Origin of the sequence: Amycolatopsis sp. QT-25, from assembly GCF_029369745.1 — a bacterium.
Classification (GTDB): domain Bacteria; phylum Actinomycetota; class Actinomycetes; order Mycobacteriales; family Pseudonocardiaceae; genus Amycolatopsis.
Window position 1 is genome coordinate 7,826,905 of the sequence record NZ_CP120210.1, and the last position, 23,356, is coordinate 7,850,260.

23 protein-coding genes and 3 pseudogenes are annotated in these 23,356 nt (G+C 67.5%); 16 read left to right on the forward strand and 10 right to left on the reverse strand.

All coding sequences use genetic code 11. The features are described from left to right. Positions 1–40: 40 nt before the first annotated feature. Positions 41–862: a transporter substrate-binding domain-containing protein gene (locus P3102_RS36940; RefSeq protein WP_276365285.1), complete on the reverse strand. Its 822-nt coding sequence runs from the start codon at positions 860–862 to the stop codon at positions 41–43. 217 nt (positions 863–1,079) lie between these two features. Next, entirely contained in the window at positions 1,080–1,367 is a 288-nt protein-coding gene (locus P3102_RS36945) for a hypothetical protein (RefSeq protein WP_276365286.1), read from the reverse strand. A gap of 457 nt (positions 1,368–1,824) precedes the next feature. On the opposite strand from P3102_RS36945, the pseudogene P3102_RS37880 reads away from it, so the two are divergent. Beyond that, positions 1,825–2,378 (forward strand): annotated as a pseudogene (locus tag P3102_RS37880) (alpha-E domain-containing protein); the annotation flags it as partial. 8 nt (positions 2,379–2,386) lie between these two features. Next, positions 2,387–2,614 (forward strand): annotated as a pseudogene (locus P3102_RS37885) (transglutaminase family protein); the annotation flags it as partial. Here the strand turns inward: P3102_RS37885 and P3102_RS36965 are convergent. Continuing rightward, a complete protein-coding gene (locus tag P3102_RS36965; protein WP_276365289.1) occupies positions 2,611–3,615 on the reverse strand; it encodes an iron chelate uptake ABC transporter family permease subunit in 1,005 nt (334 codons plus the stop codon). The pseudogene P3102_RS37885 and the gene P3102_RS36965 overlap by 4 nt on opposite strands. Then, entirely contained in the window at positions 3,612–4,655 is a 1,044-nt protein-coding gene (locus P3102_RS36970) for an iron ABC transporter permease (protein WP_276365290.1), read from the reverse strand. The genes P3102_RS36965 and P3102_RS36970 overlap by 4 nt, the downstream gene beginning before the upstream one ends. A 54-nt stretch (positions 4,656–4,709) precedes the next feature. Here P3102_RS36970 and P3102_RS36975 point away from each other — a divergent pair, with 54 nt between their 5' ends. Beyond that, positions 4,710–5,705, forward strand: coding sequence for an ABC transporter substrate-binding protein (locus P3102_RS36975; RefSeq protein ID WP_276365291.1), 996 nt, complete (start codon positions 4,710–4,712; stop codon positions 5,703–5,705). A 97-nt stretch (positions 5,706–5,802) separates the two neighbouring features. Here P3102_RS36975 and P3102_RS36980 read toward each other — a convergent pair whose 3' ends face one another. Together P3102_RS36980 and P3102_RS36985 are read right to left on the reverse strand one after the other, a co-directional pair. Beyond that, positions 5,803–6,660, reverse strand: a complete 858-nt coding sequence (locus P3102_RS36980; RefSeq protein ID WP_276365292.1) for an alpha/beta hydrolase — start codon at positions 6,658–6,660, stop codon at positions 5,803–5,805. A gap of 84 nt (positions 6,661–6,744) precedes the next feature. Then, a complete protein-coding gene (locus tag P3102_RS36985; protein ID WP_276365293.1) occupies positions 6,745–8,157 on the reverse strand; it encodes a M20/M25/M40 family metallo-hydrolase in 1,413 nt (470 codons plus the stop codon). A gap of 374 nt (positions 8,158–8,531) precedes the next feature. Here P3102_RS36985 and pdhA point away from each other — a divergent pair, with 374 nt between their 5' ends. The 12 genes and pseudogenes from pdhA (at position 8,532) to P3102_RS37045 (ending at position 18,945) form a co-directional block, all read left to right on the forward strand. Further along, complete coding sequence (gene pdhA, locus P3102_RS36990) at positions 8,532–9,746, forward strand: pyruvate dehydrogenase (acetyl-transferring) E1 component subunit alpha (RefSeq protein WP_276365294.1); 1,215 nt, start codon at positions 8,532–8,534, stop codon at positions 9,744–9,746. A 1-nt stretch (position 9,747) separates the two neighbouring features. Continuing rightward, positions 9,748–10,740: an alpha-ketoacid dehydrogenase subunit beta gene (locus P3102_RS36995; RefSeq protein ID WP_276371524.1), complete on the forward strand. Its 993-nt coding sequence runs from the start codon at positions 9,748–9,750 to the stop codon at positions 10,738–10,740. Positions 10,741–10,756: 16 nt separating this feature from the next. Further along, positions 10,757–12,103, forward strand: coding sequence for a dihydrolipoamide acetyltransferase family protein (locus P3102_RS37000; RefSeq protein ID WP_276365295.1), 1,347 nt, complete (start codon positions 10,757–10,759; stop codon positions 12,101–12,103). Between the two features lie 72 nt (positions 12,104–12,175). After that, positions 12,176–13,372: an IS30 family transposase gene (locus P3102_RS37005; protein ID WP_276365296.1), complete on the forward strand. Its 1,197-nt coding sequence runs from the start codon at positions 12,176–12,178 to the stop codon at positions 13,370–13,372. A gap of 138 nt (positions 13,373–13,510) precedes the next feature. Then, on the forward strand, positions 13,511–14,080 hold the full coding sequence (locus P3102_RS37010) for a TetR/AcrR family transcriptional regulator (protein WP_276371526.1): 570 nt from the start codon (positions 13,511–13,513) through the stop codon (positions 14,078–14,080). 26 nt (positions 14,081–14,106) lie between these two features. After that, the gene (locus P3102_RS37015; protein ID WP_346660210.1) at positions 14,107–16,056 is read left to right on the forward strand and encodes an ABC transporter ATP-binding protein; all 1,950 of its coding nucleotides are present in this window, start codon (positions 14,107–14,109) and stop codon (positions 16,054–16,056) included. Beyond that, on the forward strand, positions 16,056–16,556 hold the full coding sequence (locus P3102_RS37020) for a DNA topology modulation protein FlaR (RefSeq protein WP_276365298.1): 501 nt from the start codon (positions 16,056–16,058) through the stop codon (positions 16,554–16,556). The genes P3102_RS37015 and P3102_RS37020 overlap by 1 nt, the downstream gene beginning before the upstream one ends. 58 nt (positions 16,557–16,614) lie before the next feature. After that, positions 16,615–17,097 carry an FxsA family protein gene (locus tag P3102_RS37025; protein WP_276365299.1) on the forward strand — a complete coding sequence of 161 codons (483 nt, stop codon included), beginning with the start codon at positions 16,615–16,617 and terminating at the stop codon, positions 17,095–17,097. 64 nt (positions 17,098–17,161) lie between these two features. Then, positions 17,162–17,497, forward strand: a complete 336-nt coding sequence (locus P3102_RS37030; protein WP_276365300.1) for an ATP-binding protein — start codon at positions 17,162–17,164, stop codon at positions 17,495–17,497. A gap of 626 nt (positions 17,498–18,123) precedes the next feature. After that, positions 18,124–18,189: pseudogene (locus P3102_RS37035) on the forward strand (hypothetical protein); the annotation flags it as partial. 133 nt (positions 18,190–18,322) lie between these two features. Further along, positions 18,323–18,403 (forward strand): hypothetical protein, encoded by an 81-nt coding sequence (locus P3102_RS37040; RefSeq protein WP_276371531.1) that lies wholly within the window; start codon positions 18,323–18,325, stop codon positions 18,401–18,403. A gap of 77 nt (positions 18,404–18,480) precedes the next feature. Then, positions 18,481–18,945: a hypothetical protein gene (locus P3102_RS37045; RefSeq protein ID WP_276365301.1), complete on the forward strand. Its 465-nt coding sequence runs from the start codon at positions 18,481–18,483 to the stop codon at positions 18,943–18,945. An 83-nt stretch (positions 18,946–19,028) separates the two neighbouring features. On the opposite strand, the gene P3102_RS37050 is transcribed toward P3102_RS37045, so the two are convergent. Both P3102_RS37050 and P3102_RS37055 read right to left on the reverse strand, forming a co-directional pair. Continuing rightward, positions 19,029–19,637 carry an SCP2 sterol-binding domain-containing protein gene (locus P3102_RS37050; protein WP_276371533.1) on the reverse strand — a complete coding sequence of 203 codons (609 nt, stop codon included), beginning with the start codon at positions 19,635–19,637 and terminating at the stop codon, positions 19,029–19,031. A 68-nt stretch (positions 19,638–19,705) separates the two neighbouring features. Then, complete coding sequence (locus P3102_RS37055) at positions 19,706–20,350, reverse strand: SCP2 sterol-binding domain-containing protein (RefSeq protein WP_276365302.1); 645 nt, start codon at positions 20,348–20,350, stop codon at positions 19,706–19,708. A 126-nt stretch (positions 20,351–20,476) separates the two neighbouring features. Here P3102_RS37055 and P3102_RS37060 point away from each other — a divergent pair, with 126 nt between their 5' ends. Beyond that, on the forward strand, positions 20,477–21,142 hold the full coding sequence (locus tag P3102_RS37060) for a TetR/AcrR family transcriptional regulator (protein ID WP_007032385.1): 666 nt from the start codon (positions 20,477–20,479) through the stop codon (positions 21,140–21,142). Here P3102_RS37060 and P3102_RS37065 read toward each other — a convergent pair. Together P3102_RS37065 and P3102_RS37070 are read right to left on the reverse strand one after the other, a co-directional pair. Beyond that, the gene (locus P3102_RS37065) at positions 21,125–21,970 is read right to left on the reverse strand and encodes a MaoC/PaaZ C-terminal domain-containing protein (protein ID WP_276365303.1); all 846 of its coding nucleotides are present in this window, start codon (positions 21,968–21,970) and stop codon (positions 21,125–21,127) included. The two genes, P3102_RS37060 and P3102_RS37065, sit on opposite strands and share 18 nt — an antisense overlap. A 2-nt stretch (positions 21,971–21,972) precedes the next feature. Further along, the gene (locus P3102_RS37070; protein WP_276365304.1) at positions 21,973–23,307 is read right to left on the reverse strand and encodes a 3-oxoacyl-ACP reductase; all 1,335 of its coding nucleotides are present in this window, start codon (positions 23,305–23,307) and stop codon (positions 21,973–21,975) included. Between the last annotated feature and the right edge of the window lie 49 nt (positions 23,308–23,356).

Sequence of the window (23,356 nt, forward strand, 5' to 3'; positions counted from 1 at the left end):
GTGGCCGGTGCGCTGGGCACCGGCCACAGAGGACGGATTATCAACCGGCGGCCGGGCTGCCCGGCTGCCAGGTCGGCGCCTTGCCGAACCACTTCTGGTAGATCTGCGCGTACGAGCCGTCGGTGACCGAGGCCTTGAGGACCTCGTTGATCTGGTTGACGAGGGCGGTGTTGCCCGTCTTCACGCCGAGTCCGTAGAACTCGTTGGTCTTGAACTCGGTGACGACGGTGGTGTCCGGGTTCGTCTTCACGAAGTCGTAGAGCACACCGTTGTCGTTGACGCCCGCGTCGATCTGGCCGCTCTTGACCGCCTGCTCCAGCAGCGCGAGGTCGTCGAAGGTGACGATCTCGGCGCCGGTGGCCTTCTCCTTGGCGTAGTCGGCGCCGGTGGTGGCCGACTGGACGCCGATCTTCTTTCCGGCGACGTTGCCGAGGTCCTTGATCGGCGAACCGGTCTTGACCAGCAGCGCCTGCGACGCCTCGAAGTACGGGTCGGAGAAGGCGAACTTCGCCTTGCGCTTGTCGTTGATCGTCATCCCCGCGGCGGCGAGGTCGCACTGACCGGTGTTCATCGCCTCACCGGATTCGATGTTCTCGAAGGCGATGTCGACGATGCTCTGCTCGACGCCCAGCTTCTTCGCCACGAGGTCGACCAGGTCGACGTCGAAGCCGACGATCTTGTCGCCCTGCTTGACCTGGAACGGCTGGTAAGGCAGGTGTGTGCAGGTGGTGAGCTTGCCGGAAGCGACGAGCTGGACGCCACCGGCCGCGGTGCTCTGCCCACCTTCTTCGCCACACGCGGTCAGCGCACCCGCGGCTAGGGCGAGCGCCGGGATCAGGGCGAGCGCTTTCAATCGGGCCACGTCGTCACTCCTTGTAGTTCCCATGTGTCGAGAGCACGCATATTGCCACTCATCCGGCGGTAATCACAGCACTGCGACGTTACAGCGCCGTTTCCACCGAAGATCGTCTCGACGAGGGGATGGAGCCGACCTCGGCCCCGGTGGGTCCCGACAGAGGTTCGACTGGCCCAGCACGTGAAACACGGTGAGGCGCCGAAGCGCCCCACCGCCGCATTGATTACTTGTTCCAATAATCGAACACGTAGCCGTTGTAACAGATACCCGCACAGCCGGGGTCAACAGGAAAATACTGGAGCGGTCCAACATTGTAGTATCGGGCGAACTCGCTCCGCTCCCGGACACAGCTGTTGTAGTTATGGCCGCACCAACGGCTCTTGACATCCGCTACGCCGACACTGGCCGCCGGCGTCGCGGCACCCTCCTGAGCAGCCATCGCGACCCCCGGAACAGCCAACGCCGACACTGCGGCACCGGCCACGATGAACGTCTTCACAAGATTCTTCACAATTCCCCTTGAAAATTGCAGGTAAAATTCAGAGCCTGCTTATCCAGCAGATAATGCGCGAGTTTTCACCTGGCGAAACGCCAAACAGAATCCAACCTTCCCCAGTCAGGTTTGAATACGCCCGGGGAGGCTAGCATCAGGTTGATCAGTCCAACAAGCCAACCCCGGGACCTCGCGCCGGACGGGGTCCACGGGCCGCGATGACCCCCATGAACAACAACCCGGCGCCGCGCCTCCCACCCGCGGGCCGCCGCCCGCGGACGACCACGTCGGCGGTTCCAAGGACACCTGGGTACCGGCGCCGCGGTCCTCCACGGCGGAACGGGAGCTGGAGGGCCCGCGCTCGGCGCACTGTCCCAAGTGGACGGTCTGGTCGCCGAACAGGGGCCGGAGCCGACCACCAGCCAGCAGCAACAGGCATAGGGGAGGTACTCGTGCTAGCCCGTACGCGGAATCGCTGTACCGGATCGGCCGGTACGTCGAACGCGCCGACGACACCTCCCGGATCCTCAACGTCTCCGTGTACCAGCTGCTCGAAGACGCGAGCGTCGACCCGGACCACGCGAGCCGTCAGCTGCTCGCCGGAGGGCATGGACTCGCTCGACGTGTGGAAGCTGACCGAACTGGTCGCCTACGCCAAGGACAACCCGGCGTCGATCGTCGGTTCGATCAACTCCGCCCGCGAGCACACCCGCGGCGCCCGCGAGGTCGTCTCGACCGAGCTGCGGGAATGCCTGAACGCGACGTGGAACGCGGTGCCGGACAGGCAACGGTACGCAACGCCGTGCCGGGCCGCACGTGTTCCTGTCCTTCGTGGAGGAACGCGCGGCGATGTTCGCCGGGCTCGCCGATTCGACGATGAGCCGCGACGACGGCTGGCTGTTCATGGTGCTCGTCCGCTCGATCGAACGCGCGGACATGGTGGTGCGGCTGCTGCTCTCGCGGGTACAGGCCAGCGCGTCCTCACCCTGCTGGATCACTGTGCTCCGCTCGGCGGGTGCGCAGGACACCTAGCTGCGGAGGCGAAGCTCGGCGAGACGGTCGAGGGCGAGAGCCACGCCTGGGTCGATGTTCGGACCGGTGGCTGGTGAACCTACGACCCGACGAACGCGATTCCGGCCGGGCCGCGGCACGTCTGGGTCGCGTACGGCCGCGACTACGCCGACGTGCCTCCGCTCAAGGGCATCTTCACCGGTGGCGGTCAATCCACTTTGGACGTCTCGGTGCAGCTGACCCGGCTGACCTAAGCCTTGCGTCGCAGTAGCAGCCAGAGCAGGTACGCGCCGCCGAGGGCCGCCGCGACGACACCCGCGGGCAGCAACGAGGACTCCAGCAGGCGCTGCCCGAGGTAGTCCGCCGCGACGACCAATGTCGCCCCGACGAACGCCGAGGCCGCCAGATTGGGCCCCGGCAGGCGGGTCATCCGGCGTGCCAGCTGCGGCGCGACGAGGGCGATGAACGACAGTGGCCCGGTCGCCGCGGTGGCGGCGGCGACCAGCGCGACGGCGACCAGCACCAGGGTCAGCCGCACCCGGCGGACGTCGACGCCGATGCCGGTGGCGGTGTCGTCGCCCATCTCCAGCATGCGCAGCGCGCGACCGTGCGCGAACACGATCGGCGTCAGCACCGCCATCGCGACCGCCAAGGGCACGAAGTAGGACCAGTCGCGACCGGAGAGATCACCGACCAGCCAGCCGACCGCCTGTGAGGCGGCTTCGAGGTTCGCCTTCACCAGCAGATACGAGTTCACGCCGACCAGCACCGCGCTGACCGCGATCCCGAGCAGCACCAGCCGCGAACTCAGCAGGCCGTGCGGCGCGCACAACGCCATCACGACCAGCGCGGTCAGCAGCCCGCCCGCCAGCGCGCCGAACGAGACGAGGCCTGGACCGGAGTCGAAGATCAGCAAGGTCACGATGCCGCCGGTCGCCGAACCGGTGGTGAAACCGATGATGTCCGGGCTGCCGAGCGGATTCCGGGTGACCGTCTGGAAGATCGCCCCGGCCAGTGCGAGCGCGGCGCCGACGAGGATCGCGACCAGGACCCGCGGCAGCCGTCCCATGACGACCAGGTACTGCGCCTTCGTGCCCGCACCGGCGAGGGTGGCGAGCACTTCGCCGGGACTCATCTCGTAGTCGCCGGTGCCGACGGAAAGCACGACGAGCGCCAGCGCCACCAAGACCAGCCCGGCGACGACGACCAGCGATCGTCTGTCCAATCCGGACTCACGGCGAACGAGTTCGGTCATCGGCGCACCGCCTTCAACCGGCGGGCCACGATCACGAACGCGATCCCGCCGACGACGTCGGTCATCACGCCGACCTGGATCTCCCCCGGCGAGCCGAGCAGGCGGCCGAGGACGTCGCAGCCGAGCAGCAACACCGGCCCGAGCAGCGCCGAAATCAGCATCACCCAGCGCTCGTCCTGGCCGATCAGCGATCGGACGACGTGCGGGATCATCAGACCGACGAAGGCGATCGGCCCGCAGGCCGCGGTCGCCGACGCCGAAAGCAACCCGACGGCGACCATCCCGGCGACGCGGACCCGCGCCGGATTCGCGCCGAGACCGCGAGCCGTGTCCTCACCCAGCGCCAGCGCGTTCAGCGCGCGGGCCAGGACGATCGCGATCACCACGCCCGCGACGAAGAACGGCAGCAGCACGGTCAGCTGGTCGGCGTTCCGGTTGACCAGCGAGCCGACCAGCCAGAACCGCATCGCCTCCAAGTTGTGCGTGTTGATCATCTGCATGCCCTGGTTGATCCCGACGAACACGGCTTGGATCGCGACCCCGGCCAGCACCAGCCGCAGCGAGCTCGTGGCGCCCCGTGTCCCGCCGATCACCGAGACCAGCGCGGTTCCCGTGAGTGCTCCGGCGAAGGCGAACCAGACGTACTCGCCGGGCGAAGTCACCGAGAACACCGCGGAGCCGAGCACGATCGCGACAGCGGCGCCGTGGTTGATGCCGAGCAGACCGGGTTCCGCGACCGGGTTGCGGGTGATCGCCTGCATGAGCGAACCCGCCAGCGCGAGCGCCATCCCGACCAAGACGCCGAGCACCGTGCGGGGCAGGCGATCGTCGCGGACGACGACGTCGTTGTAGCTGCCGTCGTAGGCGAAGAGAGCGTGCAGCACCTCGCCGAGGGAAAGGCGATTCGAGCCGAAGGCGATCGACAGCAGGACGGCCGCGGCGAGCGCTACGAGCGAGCCCGTCAGCACCAGTGTTCGCACGGAAACACTGGTCCTCGGTGAGCTGACGCGCTCCGTGACCTGGACCATGGCGTTCACCATAAGCGAAGGCTAGCCTAACCACGAAATTCGGTCCGACGGCGAAAGAAGATTTCCATGCACCTCTCCCGACGCGGCTTCCTCGCCGGCACCGCGGCGCTCGGCGCCACCGGGCTCCTGACCGCCTGCGGCTACCAGGAAGAGACGCCCACGCAGGGAGCGGGCGCGACCTGGTCGTTCACCGACGACCGCGGCCGGAAACTCGAAGGCGAGCGGCCGACCCGGATCGTCGCGCAGGTGACCGCCGCGGCGGCGTTGTGGGACCTCGGCGTGAAGTCGATCGGGATCTTCGGCCCGTCGAAGCTCGCCGACGGCAAGCCGGACCCGCAGGCGGGCGGCGTGGACCTCAACGCGGTGACCTCGATCGGGAACGTCTACAACGAGTTCAACTTCGACAAGTTCGTCTCGCTGAACCCGCAGCTGCTGGTGAGCGTGATGTACCTCAAGGACCAGATGTGGTACATCCCGGACACGCAGACGGAGAAGATCGACAAGGCCGCGCCGAGTGTCGGGGTCCGGCTACAGGGGCTCGCGATGCCGGAGGGGATCGCGAAGTTCATCTCGCTGGCGAAGGCGCTCGGCGCCGACACCGAGACCCCGGCGATCCAGGCCGCGAAGGCCGAGTACGAGAAGGCCGACGCCGCGCTGGGCAACGCGATCAAGAAGGCGTCCGGACAGAAGGTCCTCCTGATCTCCGCACAGAAGGACACCGTCTACATCGCGAACCCGCCTTCGTTCGCGACCTCGAGGCATTACCTGAACAAGGGGATGAACTTCGTCCTCCCCGAGGCGGACCCGAGTCAGGGCGGTTACTACCAGCAGATCAGCTGGGAGAACATCGGCAAGTACACCGCCGACGTGATCATGTACGACAGCCGCGGCGGTTCGCTCTCACTCGGCCCGGACGAGCTCGGCGGCGTGCCGACCTGGGCTCAGTTGCCCGCGGTGAAGGCCGGAAAGCTGATCCCTTGGAACAACGAGACCCCGTTCTCGTACCAGCGCTTCACTCCGCAGCTGACGGAACTCGCCGCGGCGCTGAACAAGTTCGCCTGAGCGGCCCGAGAGCGGGGATGCGGCGGTACCGAGTGGGTCGGGTTGGTCGTGTGAGTGGTAGGTGTCGTTCCAACGACACCTACCACTCACGACCCGCTCAGCCCAAGAACTCGCGCAACGCGGCTGCCAGGTCGGCCGGGTTCTCCTCGGCCATGTGGTGCCCGGACTCGATGGCGAAGCCGCGGACGTCCTCGGCCCACTCGCGCCAGATGGCGACCGGATCACCGTAAAGGTCTTCGAGGTCGTCCAGGCTGGACCACAGAACGAGGAGCGGGCGCTCGATCTTCTTCCCGGCCGCTTTGTCGGCGTCGTCGGCTTCGCGGTCGGGACCGAGCCCGGCGCGATAGTCCTCGAGCATCCCGTGGACGGTCTCGGGATCGTGGATCGCGCGCAGGAAGTCGGCATGATTCTCGGCGCCCATCTTCTCCGGGTCACCGCCGTACCAGGCGTCCGGGTCGGCGTTGATCACCCGCTCGGCGGGGTTCTCGAGCTGGCCGAAGAAGAACCAGTGCCACCAAGCCTGCGCGAACGTGGCGTCCGCGCGCGAAAGATGTTCACCGATCGGGATGCCGTCGAGGATGGCGAGTTTCGTGACGACCTCGGGGTGATCGAGCGTGAGGCGAAACGCCACGGCGCTACCGCGATCGTGCCCGGCGACGGCGAACCGCTCGTGCCCGAGGTGACGCATGAGCGCGACGATGTGCCGGGCCATGGCACGTTTCGAGTGCGCGGAGTGATCTTCGAGGGTCTCGGGTTTGGAGGACTGGCCATAACCCGGAAGATCCGGGCAGACGACGGTGAACGCGTCGGCGAGCCGCGGCGCGACGTCGTACCAGGTGGTGTGGGTGCGGGGATGTCCGTGCAGAAGCACGAGAGGCGGTCCCGATCCGCCGTGACGGACCCTCAGGGTCGCTTCGCCGACATCGACGTTCTCCAGCTCGAAACCCTCGAACATGATCCTCCCGCGCGTGCAATGAAGGAGCCTTTCCTTGCAGATTTTGCTATGAAAGGCCCCTTCATTGCAGCGTGAGCCGGGAGATCAGCTCCGCGCGTGCGCGTCCAGGATGTGCGCGACCGCTTCGGTGACCCGCTGCGCGAAGTCGATGTTCAGCCACTCGTCCGGCACGTGGATGTTCGAGTCCGGCCCGCAGGCGCCGGTGACCACGAACTGCGCCTCCGGGTACTTCTCGCCCAGCAGCCCCATGAACGGGATCGAGCCGCCCATGCCGAAGCTCTTGTGCGGCGCGCCGAAGACCTCGCCGCTCACGTGGTGCAGGACGTCGTCGAGCCACGGCGCGGTGTCCGGCGCGTTCCAGCCGTTCTCGGCCTGCCAGTCGCCGAGCTCCACCGAAGCGTCGTACGGCACGTCGGTGGTGAGGACGCGGCGGACCGCCTCCTTCGCGGCCTGCGCGTCGGCCGTCGGCGGGAGGCGGAAGCTCAGCGTGAGCGTGGTGCTGTCGCGCAGCACGTTGCCCGCGTCGGCCGGGAGCGGGAGGCCCGCCGCGCCGATCACCGAAAGCGTCGGCCGCCACGAGTTGTTGAGCAGCAGCTCCAGGTCGTCGTCGGAGACCGTCCGGCCGACCACCGGGAAGAGCGTCTTCGCCGCGCCGGGCGCGATCTCGACGACACCGCGAGCGTCCTCGACGCGATTCTCCGGGATGTCGACGCTCAGCTCGGCGAGCTTGATGTCACCGGTCTCGGCGTTCTCGATCCGGTCGAGCAGGACACGCAGGACACGGAACGAGCTCGCGACGATGCCGGTGGCCATCCCCGAGTGCTGCGCGGACTCGAGCACCTTCACGGTGACGTCGACGCGCAGCATGCCGCGCAGGCTGGTGGTCAGCCACAGGCGCTGGTAGTCGGTGCCGCCGGCGTCCAGGCAGACGACCAGCGAGACCATGCCGAGCTTCTCCTTCAGGTGCTCGACGTAGGCGGGCAGATCCGGGCTGCCGGACTCCTCACCGGTCTCCAGCAGCACGACCGTGCGGGAGTGTTCGCCGCCGGCGGCGCGCACGGCCTCGATCGCCGTCGTCGCCGCGTAACCCGAGTAGCCGTCGTCGACCGCGCCGCGGCCGTACAGCCGTCCGTCGCGGATCACCGGCGTCCACGGATCTAGCCCCTCGGACCAGCCGCCCACGGGGGGCTGCTTGTCGAGGTGGCCGTACATCAGCACGGTGCCCTTGTCGGCCCCCTCGGACGTCGCCGGGATGTCGACGAGCAGCAGTGGGCTACGGCCTTCGAGCTCCACGACCTCGAGCGTCGCGCCGGGGATCTCCCGTGCGGCGATCCAGGACCGGACGTGCTCGACGGCGGCGGCCAGATGACCGGTCTTCGCCCACTCGGCGTCGAACATCGGCGACAAGGCGGGGATCGCCACCAGGCCGGACAGGCTGGGAAGGACGTCGTGCGTCCAGGTCGAGACCACGGTTTCGCGTACGGATTTCTGCTCCACGTCCACCATCCTGCCACGCGTCCGGAAGCGTGGGATGGATCACAGCGGCGGGCACGGATCGTCATCGATCAAGCCGGACTCCGGTACCCGTCCGGGTCAACCGTCCGCTGGTCGACCCGCGGGTGAATCCCCTACTTTCGGCGGCCCCACACTCGGGCTTCCTAGCATTTTCCCTGATCAGGCACCCTTTCTCAGCAACAAATCAGCATCCGCCACTGACCAAGACGGCGTCCGGCATGCCAGGATGTGCGCACGAACCGTCAACGCCGACGGTGACCCAGCGCTTCAGATCCGACGCGCTGGTCCCCGCCGGCGCAGTCACTGTGGCCGCCACAAGTGGCCGCCAGAGGCGCCGACATCAAGGAGAGCAGCGCATGCCGTCCGAACACTGGACGCACCCGGAGCCTGGCGATGGTCCCGCCGCCGTAGCGGCGCAACCGTCCCCCGAACAGGTGATCGCCGGTTTGCGAGCAACGAGCGAAGGTGGCGCTGAGCTGACTCAGCTGCTCACCCCCGAAGGTGAACGAGTCTCTTCGCCGCAATTCGACCGCTACGTCGACGACATCGACGTCGACGCCCTCAAAGGCCTTTACCGCGACATGGTCCTGGTCCGCCGCGCGGACCGTGAGGCCAACGCGATGCAGCGGCAGGGCCAGCTCGGTATCTGGGTCCCGCTGCTCGGACAGGAGGCCGCGCAGATCGGCTCCGGCCGCGCGTTGCAGAAGCGGGACATGGCCTTCCCCAGCTACCGCGAGCACGGTGTCGCGTTCGCCCGCGGCGTCGACCTCAAAGAGGTGCTCGGCATCTTCCGCTGCACCGATCACAGCGGCTGGGACTACCGGGCCCACGGCTTCCACCCGTACACCATCGTCATCGGCAACCAGGTGCTCAACGCCGCCGGTTACGCGATGGGCCAGAAGTTCGAAGGCAAGGTCGGCGACGACGGTGACACAGCTGCCGAAGCGACCATCTGTTACTTCGGTGACGGAGCGACTTCGCAGGGCGACGTGCACGAAGGCTTCGTTTGGGCCGCCGTCTACGACGCGCCGCTCGTGTTCTTCTGCCAGAACAACCAATGGGCGATCTCGGAGCCCACCGAACGCCAATCGCGGCTGCCGCTGTACCAGCGCGCCCGCGGTTACGGCTTCCCCGGCATCCGCGTGGACGGCAACGACGTCCTCGCCTGCCTCGCGGTCACCCGCTGGGCGCTCGACGAATGCCGCCGCGGCAACGGCCCGGTGCTGATCGAGGCGTTCACCTACCGGATGGACGCGCACACCACCACCGACGACCCCACCCGCTACCGGCTCTCCGACGAGCTGGAGGAGTGGAAGCTGAAGGACCCGATCGAGCGCGTCCGGGCGTACCTCGCCCGCGGTGGCGGCGCCGACCAGGCCTTCTTCGACCAGGTGCAGGCCGATTCGGACGCGTTCGCGGCCGAGCTGCGCGAGTACTGCTTCAACATGCCCGAACCGCCACCCGAGCGGATCTTCTCCAACGTGTACGCGGAATCCACGCCGCTGCTGGACGCGCAGCGCGAAGAGTTCCTGTCCTACTTGGACGGTTTCGTCGGGGCTGGTGAGCACTGAAATGGCCGACCTCCAGAAACTCACCATCGGCAAGGCGATCAACCTCGGCCTCCGGCGCGCCATGGAAGAGGACCCGAAGGTCCTGGTCATGGGCGAAGACGTCGGCAAGCTCGGCGGCGTCTTCCGCATCACCGACGGCCTGCAGAAGGACTTCGGCGAGCAGCGCGTCCTGGACACGCCGCTGGCCGAATCGGGCATCATCGGCACCGCGGTCGGCCTGGCCGTCCGCGGTTTCCGCCCGGTGTGCGAGATCCAGTTCGAGGGCTTCATCTTCCCGGGCTTCGACCAGATCTCCAGCCAGGTCGCGAAGCTGCACTACCGGACCCAGGGCAAGATCAAGATGCCGATCGTGATCCGGGTGCCGTTCGGCGGCGGCATCGGTGCGGTCGAGCACCACTCGGAGTCGCCGGAATCGCTGTTCGCGCACATTCCCGGGCTCAAGGTCGTGTCGGTCTCGAACGCCGTCGACGCCTACTGGGGTATTCAGCAGGCGATCAAGTCCGACGACCCGATCCTGTTCTTCGAACCGAAGAAGCTGTACCACTCGGGTGCGCTCAAGGCCGAGATCGACACCGACGCCGCGCCGGGCGAGCTGTTCAAGTCCCGCGTCGTCCGCGAAGGCACGACGGCCACCGTCGTCGCGTACGGCCCCTCGGTGAAGGTCGCGCTCGACGCGGCGGCAGCCGCCGAGGACGAGGGCAAATCGCTCGAGGTCATCGACCTGCGGACGCTGTCCCCGCTCGACCTGGAGCCGGTGTTCGAGTCGGTGCGCAAGACCGGACGGCTCATCGCGCTGAGCGAGGCGCCGTCGGAGTCGTCGCTGACCTCGGAGATCGCCGCGCGCGTGCAGCAGGAATGCTTCTACTCGCTGGAAGCCCCCGTGCTGCGGGTGACCGGATTCGACACGCCGTACCCGCCCGCCAAACTCGAGGAGCACTACCTCCCCGATCTGGACCGGGTGCTGCACACCGTCGACCGTTCACTCGCCTGGTAAGGGGGAAGTTCCCGAAATGCCCGAGTACAAACAATTCCCCCTCGCCGACACAGCCGAGGGGCTGACCGAGGCCGACATCCTCGCCTGGCAGGTCGAACCGGGTGACACCGTGACGGTGAACCAGATCGTGGTCGAGGTCGAGACCGCGAAGGCCGCCGTGGAACTGCCCATCCCGTGGGCGGGCGTGATCACCGAACTGCTCGTCGAACCGGGCCAGACGGTGGAGGTCGGCTCGCCGATCCTCACCATCGACGTCGACCCGGACGGCAAGGCGGCCCCGGCACCTGCCGCCGCACCCGTGGCGGAAGAGCCGGCGGAAGAGGAGATGAAGCCGCTGGTCGGCTACGGCTCCAAGGCCGTCGTCACGCAGCGGCGTGCGCGCAAGGGCGCGGCTCCTGCCCCCACCCCGGTAGCCGTCGCGCCTGTCCCTGTCGCGCCTGTCCCTGTCGCGCCTGTGACGCCTTCGCAGTCGAAGGGCGGGTACGTGCCGCTGGCGAAGCCGCCGGTGCGCAAACTCGCCAAGGACCTCGGCGTCGACCTGCACGCGCTCACCGGCACCGCCGAGGGCGGCGTCATCACCCGTGACGACGTGCGGGCGGCCGCCAACGGTTCGGCTCCGGCCATCCCGGTTCAGTCCGTTGTGGACAGTGACTACGACCCCGCGACGCGGGAACGCCGGGTGCCGATCAAGGGCGTCCGCAAGGCCACCGCCGCCGCGATGGTGCAGAGCGCCTACACCGCCCCGCACGTCACGGAGTTCCTCACCGTCGACGTCACGCCGATGATGGAATTCCGGGAGAAGCTCAAGAAGTCGCGCGAGTTCGCCGGGGTCAAGGTCACCCCGCTGACTTTCGCGGCGAAAGCCGTCTGCCTGGCGGCCAAGCGCACCCCGGACGTCAACGCGGTGTGGGACGAGGCGGCGCAGGAGATCGTCTACAAGGACTACGTGCACCTCGGGATCGCCGCGGCCACCCCGCGCGGGCTCGTCGTGCCCAAGGTCCGTGACGCGGATTCGATGTCCCTGAAGGAACTCGCGATCGCGCTCACCGAGCTGACCGACGTCGCCCGCGAGGGCAAGACCACCCCGGCGGCCATGCTCGGCGGCACGATCACCATCACCAACGTCGGCGTCTTCGGCGTCGACACCGGGACGCCGATCATCAACCCCGGCGAGTCCGCGATCCTGTGCCTCGGCGCGATCAAGGACACCCCGTGGGTGGTCGACGGCGAGATCAAGGTGCGCAAGGTGCTCCAGCTTTCGCTGAGCTTCGACCACCGCGTGGTCGACGGGCAGCAGGGTTCGGAGTTCCTGGCCGACGTCGGCGCTCTGCTGGCCGACCCCGCGGTCGCGATCACCTACTGACCCCAACCGTCCGTGAAGGCCTCTCGGAGTCATGGGGTTGTTGCAACACCGTCTGATGGGGGTGGGGTTGTGGTGCGGGTTCATCGGTGGCTGCCGCGGTCGGTGCGGGTGGGGTTTTGGGATCAGGTCCGGGCCGGGGTGGCGGCGAAGCCGGCGGCCCGGGCGGTGGGGCTGTCCCCGACGACGGGGGTGCGGTTGTTCCGGCAGGCTGGCGGGGTGATCGGTAACGCACCTGCTCGGCCTGGTCCCCTCCGGTTGAGCCTGGCCGAGCGGGAGGAGATCGCCTGCCTGAAAGCCGCGGGCCAGGGGCCCCGGGCGATCGGGCGGGCGATCGGCCGTCCGGCCTCGACCGTGTCCCGCGAGCTGGCCCGCAACACCGGTTCCTCCGGCCGCTATCGGGCTGTCAGCGCGCAGCACACGGCCGAGAACCGTGCGAAACGCCCGAAGGCCGCGAAACTGGCCGCGGACACCGTGTTGCGGGAGGTGGTGCAGGACAGGTTGGACCGTAAATGGTCCCCGCGTCAGATCGCGCGGAGACTGGTGCTGGAGTTCCCCGACCAGCCGGAGATGCGGGTGTCCCACGAAACGATCTACCAAGCACTGTATGTCCAGGGAAAAGGCGCGCTGCGCCGCGAACTCACCCAGGCGTTGCGGACCGGGCGGGCACTGCGGATGCCCCGCCGGCAGGCCCAGGCCCGCCGGGCCCGGCCCGCGGGCAGGATCCCCGACATGGTCAACATCTCCGAACGGCCCGCCGAGGTCACCGACCGCGCCGTCCCCGGGCATTGGGAAGGCGACCTGATCCTGGGCAAGAACAACAAATCCGCGATCGGGACCCTGGTCGAACGATCGACCCGGTTCGTGATGCTGCTGCACCTGCCCCACGGACGCGACGCCGCCACCGTCGCCGCCGCCATGACCGAGACCATCCAGACGCTGCCGCCGCTGCTGCTGAAATCCTTGACCTGGGACCAGGGCAAGGAAATGGCCCACCACAAAAAGATCACCCTGGCCACCGGGATCGACATCTACTTCTGCGACCCACACGCACCCTGGCAACGCGGAACCAACGAGAACACCAACGGACTACTCCGCCAATACTTCCCCACAAGCACCGACCTGTCCCAGCACACCGCCGCAGACCTCGCACGAGTCGCCGCCGAACTCAACGGCCGCCCCCGCGAAACCCTCGACTGGCACACACCCGCCGAAGCCCTCGAAGCACTACTCTCCAACCAACAAACAATGCGTGTTGCAACCACCATGTGAATCCGCCCCTCCTTGAGGGACCCAGAGTCCCCCAAGGAGGCCTTCACGGACTTCCCGTTTATTCGCTTGACGGAGTGAGCGCTCACTCCGCACACTGGAGGCATGACAGAAACCGTCTCCCGGCGGAGGGCGCCGGGAATGAGTGCCGACGAGCGGCGCCGGATGATCGTCCAGTCCGTGCTGCCCTTGCTGGTGGAGCACGGCGCCGGTGTCACCTCGAGCCAGATCGCCCGAGCCGCGGGCATCGGCGAGGGCACCGTCTTCCGCGTGTTCAAGGACAAGGACGAACTGTTCGCCACCTGCTTCGCCGAGGCACTGAAACCCGACCAGGTACTCGACGCGATCGCGGTCATCGACCTCGACCAACCCCTCGACGAAAGGCTCATCGAGGCGGCCGACGCGCTCAGCGCGCATCTTCAGCGGATGGGGGCGCTGATGGCGGTCATGCACGGCTCCGGCAAACGGCCGGAACATCGCCATGACGACCGCAAGGACCGGCGGAAGGAATCGATGAGCGCGATGCGCGACGCCATGGCCGAGCTGTTCGAGCCGGAGAAGGACCACCTCCGCCTGCCACCGGCACAGTCCGCGGCGCTCTTCCTTTCGTTGCTGTTCAGCGGCCGGATCCGGTTCAGCGAGACCGGTGACGAACCCACCACGATGGAACTGGTCGACGTGTTCCTCAACGGCGCCTTGGGGGCCGCGTGATCGGCCCGCCCGGTGGGGGAGGCGGCCTGGACCTGTTCATGGCCCGCGGCGGCAGGCGCCGTCGTCCGCCGTCGACGGTGCCCGACAGCGGCCTGACCGGCCCGGTCGACATTCCGGAGCCCGAACCCGAAGCTCTCCCGAAAGACCTGAAGTCCCGGCTCAACCGCATGTGGATCAACATCGCGGGCACGGTCCGGGGCCTGCCGAAGGTCGCGAAGCTGACCTGGCAGGCGAGCCCGGTGCTGACCATCGTGATCACCCTGGTGACCCTGCTTTCCGGTCTGCTCCCGACGGCGACCGCGTACGTCGCGAAGCTGCTGATCGATTCGGTGGTCGCGGCGATCCAGGGACACGGGACGAAGAGCGCGATCGTCGGTGTCGCCCTCTTCCAGTTCGGCATTCTCGTGCTCACCGCGGTTTCGCAGGCGCTGACCACCTACGGCCAGTCACTGCTGCAGGAACGGATGACGCTGACCATCCGCCATCAGGTGATGAACCACGCCAGCGAACTGCATCTTTCGTACTTCGAGGGGTCCGCGTCCTACGACATGCTGCGCCAAGCCGCGCAGGAGGCTCCGACGCGGCCGCTGTCGATGATGAATTCGGCGCTGGGCTTGATCCGGACGTTGATCACCTTCGGCAGCATGATCGCGCTGCTCGTCTCGATCAGCCCGCTGCTGGCGCTCGTCGCACTCGTGGCACCGATTCCGGCGTTCATCTCGCAGTCGAAGTACGGTGCCCGCGCGTTCTGGCTGACGTTGATGATGTCCCCGCTGAAACGACGCATGGACTATCTGTCCTCTTTGGTCACCACCGACACCTACGCCAAGGAGACCAAACTCTTCGGGCTCGGCCCGTACTTCGTCGACCGGTTCCAGCGGCTCGGCCAGGTCTTTTACGACCGGCAGCGGACACTGACCCGCAAGCGCAGCCTGAGTTCGACGTCGTGGGGACTGCTCAGCACCGCCGCCGGATCCGCGATCGCGCTGTACATCGCGCTGGAGGCCGTCGGCGGCAGGCTCACCCTCGGCGATCTCGCGTTGTACACGGCCGCCGCGGCTTCGGTGCAGACGTCGGTCCAGGGCCTGTTCGCCGCGTTTTCCGGGATGTACGAGAACAATCTCTACCTCGACACGCTGTATCGCTTCCTCGGTACGAAACCGGAGATCATCGCACCACCGGAGCCGCGTCCCCTTCCGTCCACCGTGGAGGGACACATCCGGTTCGAGGAAGTGTCGTTCACCTATCCCGGAGCGCCCGAGCCCGCTCTCGACGGCGTGAGCTTCGAGATCCGGCCGGGTGAGACGGTCGCCGTCGTCGGCCGCAACGGAGCCGGGAAGTCGACGCTGTTCAAACTGCTGTGCCGGCTGTACGACCCGACGGATGGGCGGATTCTGCTCGACGACGTCGACATCCGCGAGTACGACCCGGTGGAACTGCGGCGGCGGATCAGCGCGATGTTCCAGGACTACGTGACCTACCAGGGCACCGCGGCGGAGAACATCGGGCTCGGCGACCTGACGCATCTCGTCGACCGCGAACGGATCGAGACGTCGGCGAAACGGGCCGGCGCCGACGAACGGATCGAGCGCCTGCCCAGCGGCTACGACAGCCCGCTCGGCCGCTGGTTCGACCAGGGCGTCAGCCTGTCCGGCGGCGAATGGCAGAAGATCGCGCTGGCCAGGGCGTTCCTGCGGGAGGCGCCGATCCTGATCCTCGACGAACCGACGTCCGCGCTGGACGCCCAGGCCGAGCACGACCTCTTCGCGCGGCTGCGGGAGCTTTCGGCGGGACGCACGACGTTGTACATCTCCCACCGGTTCTCCACGGTCCGGCAGGCGGAGCGGATTCTGTTGCTGGAAAACGGAAAGGTCGCCGAATACGGAACCCACGACGAGCTGATGGCGGCGAAGGCGGGCTATGCCGGGCTGTTCACCCTGCAGGCCGCCGCGTACCTGGACGAAGCAGTCGGCTGATGCGACGGATCATGGTCGTCGGTTGCAGCGGCGCCGGGAAGTCGACGTTCGCACGTCGGCTGGGCGCCGCTCTCGGCCTGCCGGTCACCCACCTCGACCGGCTCTTCTGGCGGCCGGGGTGGACGCAGGCGCCCCAGGACGAGTTCCACGCCGCGCAGCAGGAGATCGTCGCGTCCGAAGCCTGGGTGATCGACGGCAACTACGGGGCGTCGATGCATCTGCGGCTGCCGCGGGCCGACACGGTCGTCTTCCTCGACCTCCCACGCCGTGTCTGCCTCCGGCGGGTGCTGGTGCGGTCTCTGCGCGAGTACGGGCAGGACAAGCAGGCACCCGGCTGCCCCGAGCGCTTCGACTGGGAGTTCTACTCCTATGTCTGGCGCTGGCCGAAGGATCACCGGGACCGGACGGTGCGGCGGCTGGCGGAACAGGGGGCGCACGCGCGGCGGATCGTACTGGGCAGGCCGCGCGAGGCGGAGGAGTTCCTGCGCCGGATCGGTTGACCTCGGTCACCGGATCGGGGGTCGGGAGCAAAACGGGCAAGCCGTACGTTGTCCAGGTATGGCTGTCGCGTTCCTGCTCTATGTCGTCGCCGAGATCGCCGCCGTGTGGGCGGTGGGCTCGGCAGTTGGCGTGCTCGGCACGATCGCGCTGCTCTTCGCCGGTGCGTTCATCGGCTCCTGGCTCGCCCGCCGCGAAGGCGGCCGCGCCTTCCGCGCCTTCGCCGAGTCCGCGCGCCTCGGCCGGCCGGCCGACGCGGAGAAGGAACTCACCGACGGGATGCTGATCGGGCTCGGCGGGCTGCTGATCCTGCTGCCCGGGTTCGTCAGCGACGTCATCGGCCTGCTGTTCATCCTGCCGCCGACGCGGAGTGTCGTGCGCAAGGTCTGGCAGAAGCGAATGGCGAGCCGGGCGGTCAAGTTCGCCAACCGCACGCGCGGGCCGGTGATGGTGGTGGACAGCGAGGTCGTCGCGGACACCCCGCCCGCCGAGACCGTCAAGAAGCAGCCGCCGGTGATCGAAGGCCGCATCGTCGAGGGCTGAGTGTCGCGTCAGCTTAGACACTAGCTTCGCCATTAGACTCCAGTGTCTAAGCTAGGACGGCGGCATGCTTTTCGGCGAACTCGCCGAGATCATCACGAACCTTCGTGATCTCGGTGGTGACCACGCCTTTGTCGAGGCCAAACGGGCTGAGACCAAGCTCCCGAAGAGCGTCCGCGAAACACTTTCGGCGTTCGCCAACACCAGCGGGGGCGTCCTGATCCTCGGTCTCGACGAGGCCAACGGGTTCGAGGTGACCGGAGTCCGCAACCCGGCGAAGATGGAGGCCGATCTGGCCGCGTTGTGCTCGGAGAACCTGGAGCCACCCTTACGTCCCCTTATCGGAACTCATTGGTTCGAGGGTGCGGACCTGGTGGTCGCGGAGATCCCTGAACTGCCGTAGGCAGTAAGCCTTCGTACAACCGCAGTACAGGCATGACGCAGAGAAGCTTCATCAGGGTCGCCGACGGCGATCGCAGGCTGAGCCCGTACGAAGTACAGCTAATGGTGGCGAATCGAGGCCAACCCAGGGACGACGAACAACCCGTCACAGGTACGACCGTCGCGGATCTCGACGAAGCCCTGGTAGACACTTTCCTGAGCCGGCTCCGCCGCCATCGCAGCAGGGCGTTCGCGAATTTGGATACCACCGCGGCTTTGCGACGCGCGAAGGTCCTCATCGGAGATGAACTGTCCCTCGCGGGGCTCCTGGCACTGGGGGAATACTCTCAGGAGTTCTTTCCGCAGCTCATGTTGACTTTCGTTCATTACCCGACGAAATCAGGGCCCGATCCACGGAATGGAACGCGGTTCATCGACAACGTGGCTGCCGAAGGACCCATTCCGGCGATGGTGGACGAAGCACTCATCGCTCTCCGTCGCAACATGAAGCGACGGTCCACCGTTCGCGGCACCGGGCGGGCAGAGACGTACGAGTACCCCGAGACCGCACTACGCGAGGCAGTGGTGAACGCGCTGGTACACCGCGACTACTCAGGCCCCTCACCGGGGACACGGGTGCAGGTCGAGATGTATCCCGACCGTCTGCTCACCCGCAACCCAGGTGGCCTTTACGGGTCGGTTCGCGAAGAGAACCTCGGCGTCGAAGGGACCTCTTCAGCTCGCAACGCCACGCTGCTGAAGATCCTTGAAGACACCCCCGTTGCCCGGGTCAGATCGCCCGATCTGCGAAAACCGCGGCTCCGGGATCCCCGCGATGCTGGCCGCCATGCGGGACGCGAAACTCAGCCCGCCGCGGTTCGCCGATGACATTTCCACGTTCACAGCGACTTCCCGAACCACAGCCTGACGGGAGACGACGCGGTTCGCTGGATCGCTTCGCTTGACGAGCATGGCCTCACCGATAGCCAATGTCATGGCCTCGCAATGCTGTTCCACGGCGAGACGCTCGACAACCAGGCCTATCGAAACGCCAACGACCTCGATTCTCGTGTGGCGACCGAAGAGCTCGGTGACCTTGTCGCCCGGGACCTGCTGGTCCCGGCAGGTGGTCGCCGGTACGCGCACTACACCCTTGCCGAGGACGCGGCCCCCGCTTCCACGGACAGTCCGTCACCTCCTAGACGCCGCGCTGACCGACGCGAAGAGATCCTTGACGCGCTCGGGGACGGTGAGGCGACGCGTGCCGATCTGGTGGCGGCGACCGGACTCCAGGACCGCACGATGACACGGTGGCTGAGTGTTCTGCTCCGGCAAGGTCTGGTCGAAGCGACAGAACGAAATCTGCGAAGTCCCAACGTCCGCTATCACCGCACGACTCAACGAACTTTCGACGAGCCAAGTGCCGAGGGCCAGCGCCTCGTGCTTGGGGCGATTCGGGATCCAGGCTAGGTTCCCGACGTCGCCTTGGAGACGCTCAGCGTCCCCGATGCGCCATTGGGGACCTCGGCCGCGGCCCACTCACCGCACAGCGCCTAGCTCCCGCTCGGCTTCGGAATGTCGAAATACCCGCTGAACCGCACCGCCGGCGCGTACTCGCCCTTCACCTTCACCTTGCCGGTCACGAACATCGCCGCCACGGCCGCGTTGCCGGTCGCCATCCGGATGAAGTCGTCGACGGACAGGGTGATGGTGGTGTCCGGAGTGCGTGCGAGATCGGTGCTGGAAACGCAGACACCGTCTTCGATCACCGTTTGAAAGCGATCGAAACCGTCTTCTCCGTCACCGTCGGTAAAACGCCATGCGACGACGAAGTCGACGTGCCGTGCGCGTTCCGGAACGAAATGATCCGACATTCTGCGGAAAATCTCGTCGAGAAAAGCAGAACGCAGTTCCGGATGATCGGCGATCGCCTTGAGTTGCTCCCGCGACGCCCGTTGCACGACGTCGACGAGCACCTCCGTCTCCAGCGAGCTCAGCTCGATGCCCGCCCCGGTTTCGCCCAGCATGTGCAGGGTTTCCAGGACCTGGGCGAACTGCTCGGGGCTCAGTTTGGCGAGCTCGAGCTTCTCCGCGAAAGCGTTGACGACGTGCTCGCCACCGGTGCGCGTCTTGCGCGGCCGCGACGGAGGGGAAAGGCGCATCTTGTCCCGTCGACGCCGGATCGGAGAATTTCGGGGCACGGCACGGAAGTGTATCTGCTCGGCCGGGTTCAGGACGGCTCGTGCGTTCTCGGCAGGTCGAAGAAACCGATCAACCCCGCCGCGAATGCCAGGTCACCTTTTACTTTGATCTTTCCGGTGACGAAGAGCACAGCGGGCGTCGCCTGATGGGTGATGAGCCGGAAGAAATCGACGGGTGCGATCGTGATCGTCACTCTCGGCTTCTCCCTCATGTCCCGGCTCACCGTGCACGCGCCGTGCGAAATCACCGTCTGGTAGCGGTCGTACCCACCGTCGCCGTCGCCGCCGGACAGCCGCCAGTGGACGACGGCGTGCAGGGTCTTCGCGCGGTCCTGCCGGATGTGCGCGCCCATGCGGTCGAAGATCTCGCGCAGCACCCGGTCCCGGAGCGGCCGTTCGGCGACGACACTCTCGAGTTGCGCACGCGAGGCGCGCGCGACGAGGTTCGCGAAGCGGGCCGGGTCGACCTTGCGGAGGTCGAACGCGGGCGCGGACTCGGCGAGCCGTCCGAGCGCGGCCAGCAGCCGCCGGACGTCGTCCTTGCCGAGTTTCACCGGGTCGATGGCACCCGCGACCTCGTTGACGTCGAGAGAGTGCGCTTCGGCCGAATCCGGCTCGATCCGTTCGAGTGCGTCGACCAGCGCGCGGCCGGTCAGCCCCACGGTCTCGGTCATCTGCCCTCCAGCTCGCCTACCCGAGCGTAAGGCTACCCGCCAGTAGGTAGGCGGGCAAGCGTGCCGAGATCACTCCTGGCGGTGGTGGCCCGGTAGCGTCTTACGCGAACCAAGGGGAGGTCTTGAGTGTCCGAGGAAGTACCGCGTCCCGCGGAACGCGCCAAAAGGCTGCCGAGAGCGGTGCGGGAACGCCAGATCCTGGACGCGGCGGTCTCGGTGTTCTCGCGCTACGGCTATCACTCAGCGTCGATGGACGAGATCTCCGAGGTCGCCGGCGTGTCCAAGCCGATGATCTACACCTATCTCGGCTCGAAGGAAGACCTCTTCGGCGCGTGCATCCGCCGCGAAGCCACCCGCCTGCTGGAAGCGGTGCAGGACGGGATCAAACCCGATCTGCCGCCCGACATGCAGCTTTGGCACGGACTCCGCGCCTTCTACCGGTTCGTCGCCGACTACCGCGAATCCTGGACGGTGCTGCACCGCCAGGCCATGACCGTCGGCGGCGCCTTCGCCGCCGAGATCACCGACATGCGCACCCGCGCGATCGAACTGGTCGCCGCGCTGGTGGTCTCCGCGGGCACCCGCAAGGGTCTCGGGGAGCAGGCCGAGTTCTCCGGTGCCGGGCTGTCCGCCGCGCTGGTCGGGGCGGCCGAGTCGCTGGCCGACTGGGCCCTCGACCACCCCGATGTCTCCGACGGCGTGCTCGCCTCGTGGCTGATGAACCTGGTGTGGCTCGGGTTCAACGACCTCGTCGAGGGCGAGATCTGGAAGCCGTCAGAGAGCGACGACTGAGCCCTCCAGATGCGGCTTCGGCTTGCGCGCGTTCCACAGCTCGAAGGCCCATCCGTCACCTTCACCCCAGGTGGTGAAGGCGGCCTTGGCGGGCAACAACACCGGTTGCTTGAACTTGACGTCGACGGTGAACGCCTCCGGCAGCCTGCCTTCGAACGCCGCGAGCGCGTGCGCCTTGGTCCACATGCCGTGCGCGATCGCGGCCGGGAAGCCGAACGCCTTCGCGGTGATCGGGTGGAGATGGATGGGGTTGCGGTCGCCGGAGACCTCGGCGTACCGGCGGCCGATGTCGCCGGGTACCTGCCAGATCGCGGTGGGCGACGGCTGGGAGAGCTGACCGCGCGAAGCCTTCTCGCCGCTGCCGCCACCGCGGCGCAGGTACGTGCTGACGTCCGTCCACACAGGACCGTCGTTGACCAGCAGCTCGCTGCGCACGTCGAACTGCTTGCCCTTCTCGTGCGGGCGCAGATCCTCGGCGCGCACCCGCAGGGTGAACGTCTCGTCGAGCCGCAGCTGCCGGTGCTGGGTGATCCGGTTGGCGACGTGCACCATGCCCAGCAACGGGAACGGGAAGTCGGCTTCGGTCATCAGCGCCATCTGCAACGGGAACGCGAGGATGTGCGGATACGTCGCCGGGAGGACGTCGTCCAGCCGGAAACCGCACACCTGGTTGTACGCGGCGAGGTGCGCCGGGTCGACGACGACGCCCTCGCGGACGAACTCGGTGCCGGGCAGCGTGTTCCCATCGCTCTTGCGCAGCGAGCCGAGCAACGCCTTGGGGTAGAGCGAAGACAGGCTCGGTGATTCGCGGAGTTCCTTGACCGCCATGATCACGCCCCCAGGAGTGCCTGGCCGCAGACGCGGACCACGTTGCCGTTGACCGCGGCCGAAGCCGGGTTCGCGTACCAGGCGATCGTCTCGGCGACGTCGACCGGGAGGCCGCCCTGGCCGAGGCTGGACAGCCGCCGCCCGGCCTCGCGGATGAACAGCGGGACGGCGGCGGTCATCTTGGTCTCGATGAAACCGGGCGCGACGGCGTTGATCGTACCGCCGTATTCGGCGAGCTTCGGCGCGCCGTCGTTCACCATGCCGATGACGCCCGCCTTGCTGGTGGCGTAGTTGGTCTGGCCGACGTTGCCCGCGATCCCGGCGATCGAGGAGACGCCGATGATCCGGCCGTTTTCGTGCAGCACCTTGCCGGCCACGAGCCTCTCGTTCACCGCGAGCTGCGACGCGAGGTTGACCGCGATGACCGAGTCCCAGCCGCCTTCGGTCATGTTGCCGAGTGTCTTGTCGCGGGTGATGCCCGCGTTGTGCACGACGATGTCGACGCCGCCGTGGCGCGCGGTGAGGTACTCGGCGAGCTTCTCCGGCGCGTCGGCGGCGGTGATGTCCAGTTGCAGCGACGAGCCGCCGACCTTGTTGGCCACCTTGGACAGATCCGCGCCCTGGGCGGGGATGTCGAGCGCGACGACGTGGGCGCCGTCGCGGCCCAGCACCTCGGCGATGGCGGCGCCGATACCGCGGGAAGCACCGGTGACCAGGGCGATCTTGCCTTCGAGGGGCTTCGTCCAGTCGGCCGGTGCGGCGGCGGTCTTGGTCTCGGTACCGACGCGGACGACCTGGGCGTCGACGAAGGCGGACTTCGACGAAAGCAGGAACCGGAGCGTGGACTCCGTGGCCTCTTCGGCGCCTTCGGCGACGTACACGAGCTGGGCGGTCGCGCCGCGCTTCAGTTCCTTACCGACGGAGCGCACGAAGCCTTCGAGCGCGCGCTGCGCGATCCTCTCGTGTCCTTCGGCCAGCTCCGGCGGGGTTCCGAGGACGACGACGCGGCCCGACGGCCCGACGCTCCGGATCACCGGGTGGAAGAAGGAGTAGACCTCGCGAAGCTGCTTCGGGTCCTTCACGCCTGTCGCGTCGAAGACGAGCGCGGCGTGCTTGTCGGCCGCCGACGAGAGGACTTCGATGCCCGCGCGGTGCAGCTGCGCCTCGATCACCTTTTCGAGGCGACCACCCGGCGCGGCACCCAGAAGTGCGGGACCCTCCAAAGGGGGCTGACCGGGCTTGTACCGGCGAAGCGTCGCGGGATTCGGCAGGCCGAGCTTCGGCACCACGAACTTCCCCACCGGGGATTTCGTGAACTGCTGGTACCTGTCAGCCATTACGTGCCTCCCGTGCAGTTTGCGTCACGTCGCAGTCTAACCTACTCGC

What these genes read in the sequence shown, in the direction of transcription:
- P3102_RS36965 (WP_276365289.1), bottom strand. Translation starts at nt 3,615, where the DNA reads ATGACCGAACTCGTTCGCCGTGAGTCCGGATTGGACAGACGATCGCTG.
- P3102_RS36970 (WP_276365290.1), bottom strand. Translation starts at nt 4,655, where the DNA reads ATGGTGAACGCCATGGTCCAGGTCACGGAGCGCGTCAGCTCACCGAGG.
- P3102_RS36975 (WP_276365291.1), top strand. Translation starts at nt 4,710, where the DNA reads ATGCACCTCTCCCGACGCGGCTTCCTCGCCGGCACCGCGGCGCTCGGC.
- P3102_RS36980 (WP_276365292.1), bottom strand. Translation starts at nt 6,660, where the DNA reads ATGTTCGAGGGTTTCGAGCTGGAGAACGTCGATGTCGGCGAAGCGACC.
- pdhA (WP_276365294.1), top strand. Translation starts at nt 8,532, where the DNA reads ATGCCGTCCGAACACTGGACGCACCCGGAGCCTGGCGATGGTCCCGCC.
- P3102_RS36995 (WP_276371524.1), top strand. Translation starts at nt 9,748, where the DNA reads ATGGCCGACCTCCAGAAACTCACCATCGGCAAGGCGATCAACCTCGGC.
- P3102_RS37000 (WP_276365295.1), top strand. Translation starts at nt 10,757, where the DNA reads ATGCCCGAGTACAAACAATTCCCCCTCGCCGACACAGCCGAGGGGCTG.
- P3102_RS37010 (WP_276371526.1), top strand. Translation starts at nt 13,511, where the DNA reads ATGAGTGCCGACGAGCGGCGCCGGATGATCGTCCAGTCCGTGCTGCCC.
- P3102_RS37020 (WP_276365298.1), top strand. Translation starts at nt 16,056, where the DNA reads ATGCGACGGATCATGGTCGTCGGTTGCAGCGGCGCCGGGAAGTCGACG.
- P3102_RS37025 (WP_276365299.1), top strand. Translation starts at nt 16,615, where the DNA reads ATGGCTGTCGCGTTCCTGCTCTATGTCGTCGCCGAGATCGCCGCCGTG.
- P3102_RS37030 (WP_276365300.1), top strand. Translation starts at nt 17,162, where the DNA reads ATGCTTTTCGGCGAACTCGCCGAGATCATCACGAACCTTCGTGATCTC.
- P3102_RS37040 (WP_276371531.1), top strand. Translation starts at nt 18,323, where the DNA reads ATGCGGGACGCGAAACTCAGCCCGCCGCGGTTCGCCGATGACATTTCC.
- P3102_RS37045 (WP_276365301.1), top strand. Translation starts at nt 18,481, where the DNA reads ATGCTGTTCCACGGCGAGACGCTCGACAACCAGGCCTATCGAAACGCC.
- P3102_RS37050 (WP_276371533.1), bottom strand. Translation starts at nt 19,637, where the DNA reads ATGCGCCTTTCCCCTCCGTCGCGGCCGCGCAAGACGCGCACCGGTGGC.
- P3102_RS37055 (WP_276365302.1), bottom strand. Translation starts at nt 20,350, where the DNA reads ATGACCGAGACCGTGGGGCTGACCGGCCGCGCGCTGGTCGACGCACTC.
- P3102_RS37065 (WP_276365303.1), bottom strand. Translation starts at nt 21,970, where the DNA reads ATGGCGGTCAAGGAACTCCGCGAATCACCGAGCCTGTCTTCGCTCTAC.
- P3102_RS37070 (WP_276365304.1), bottom strand. Translation starts at nt 23,307, where the DNA reads ATGGCTGACAGGTACCAGCAGTTCACGAAATCCCCGGTGGGGAAGTTC.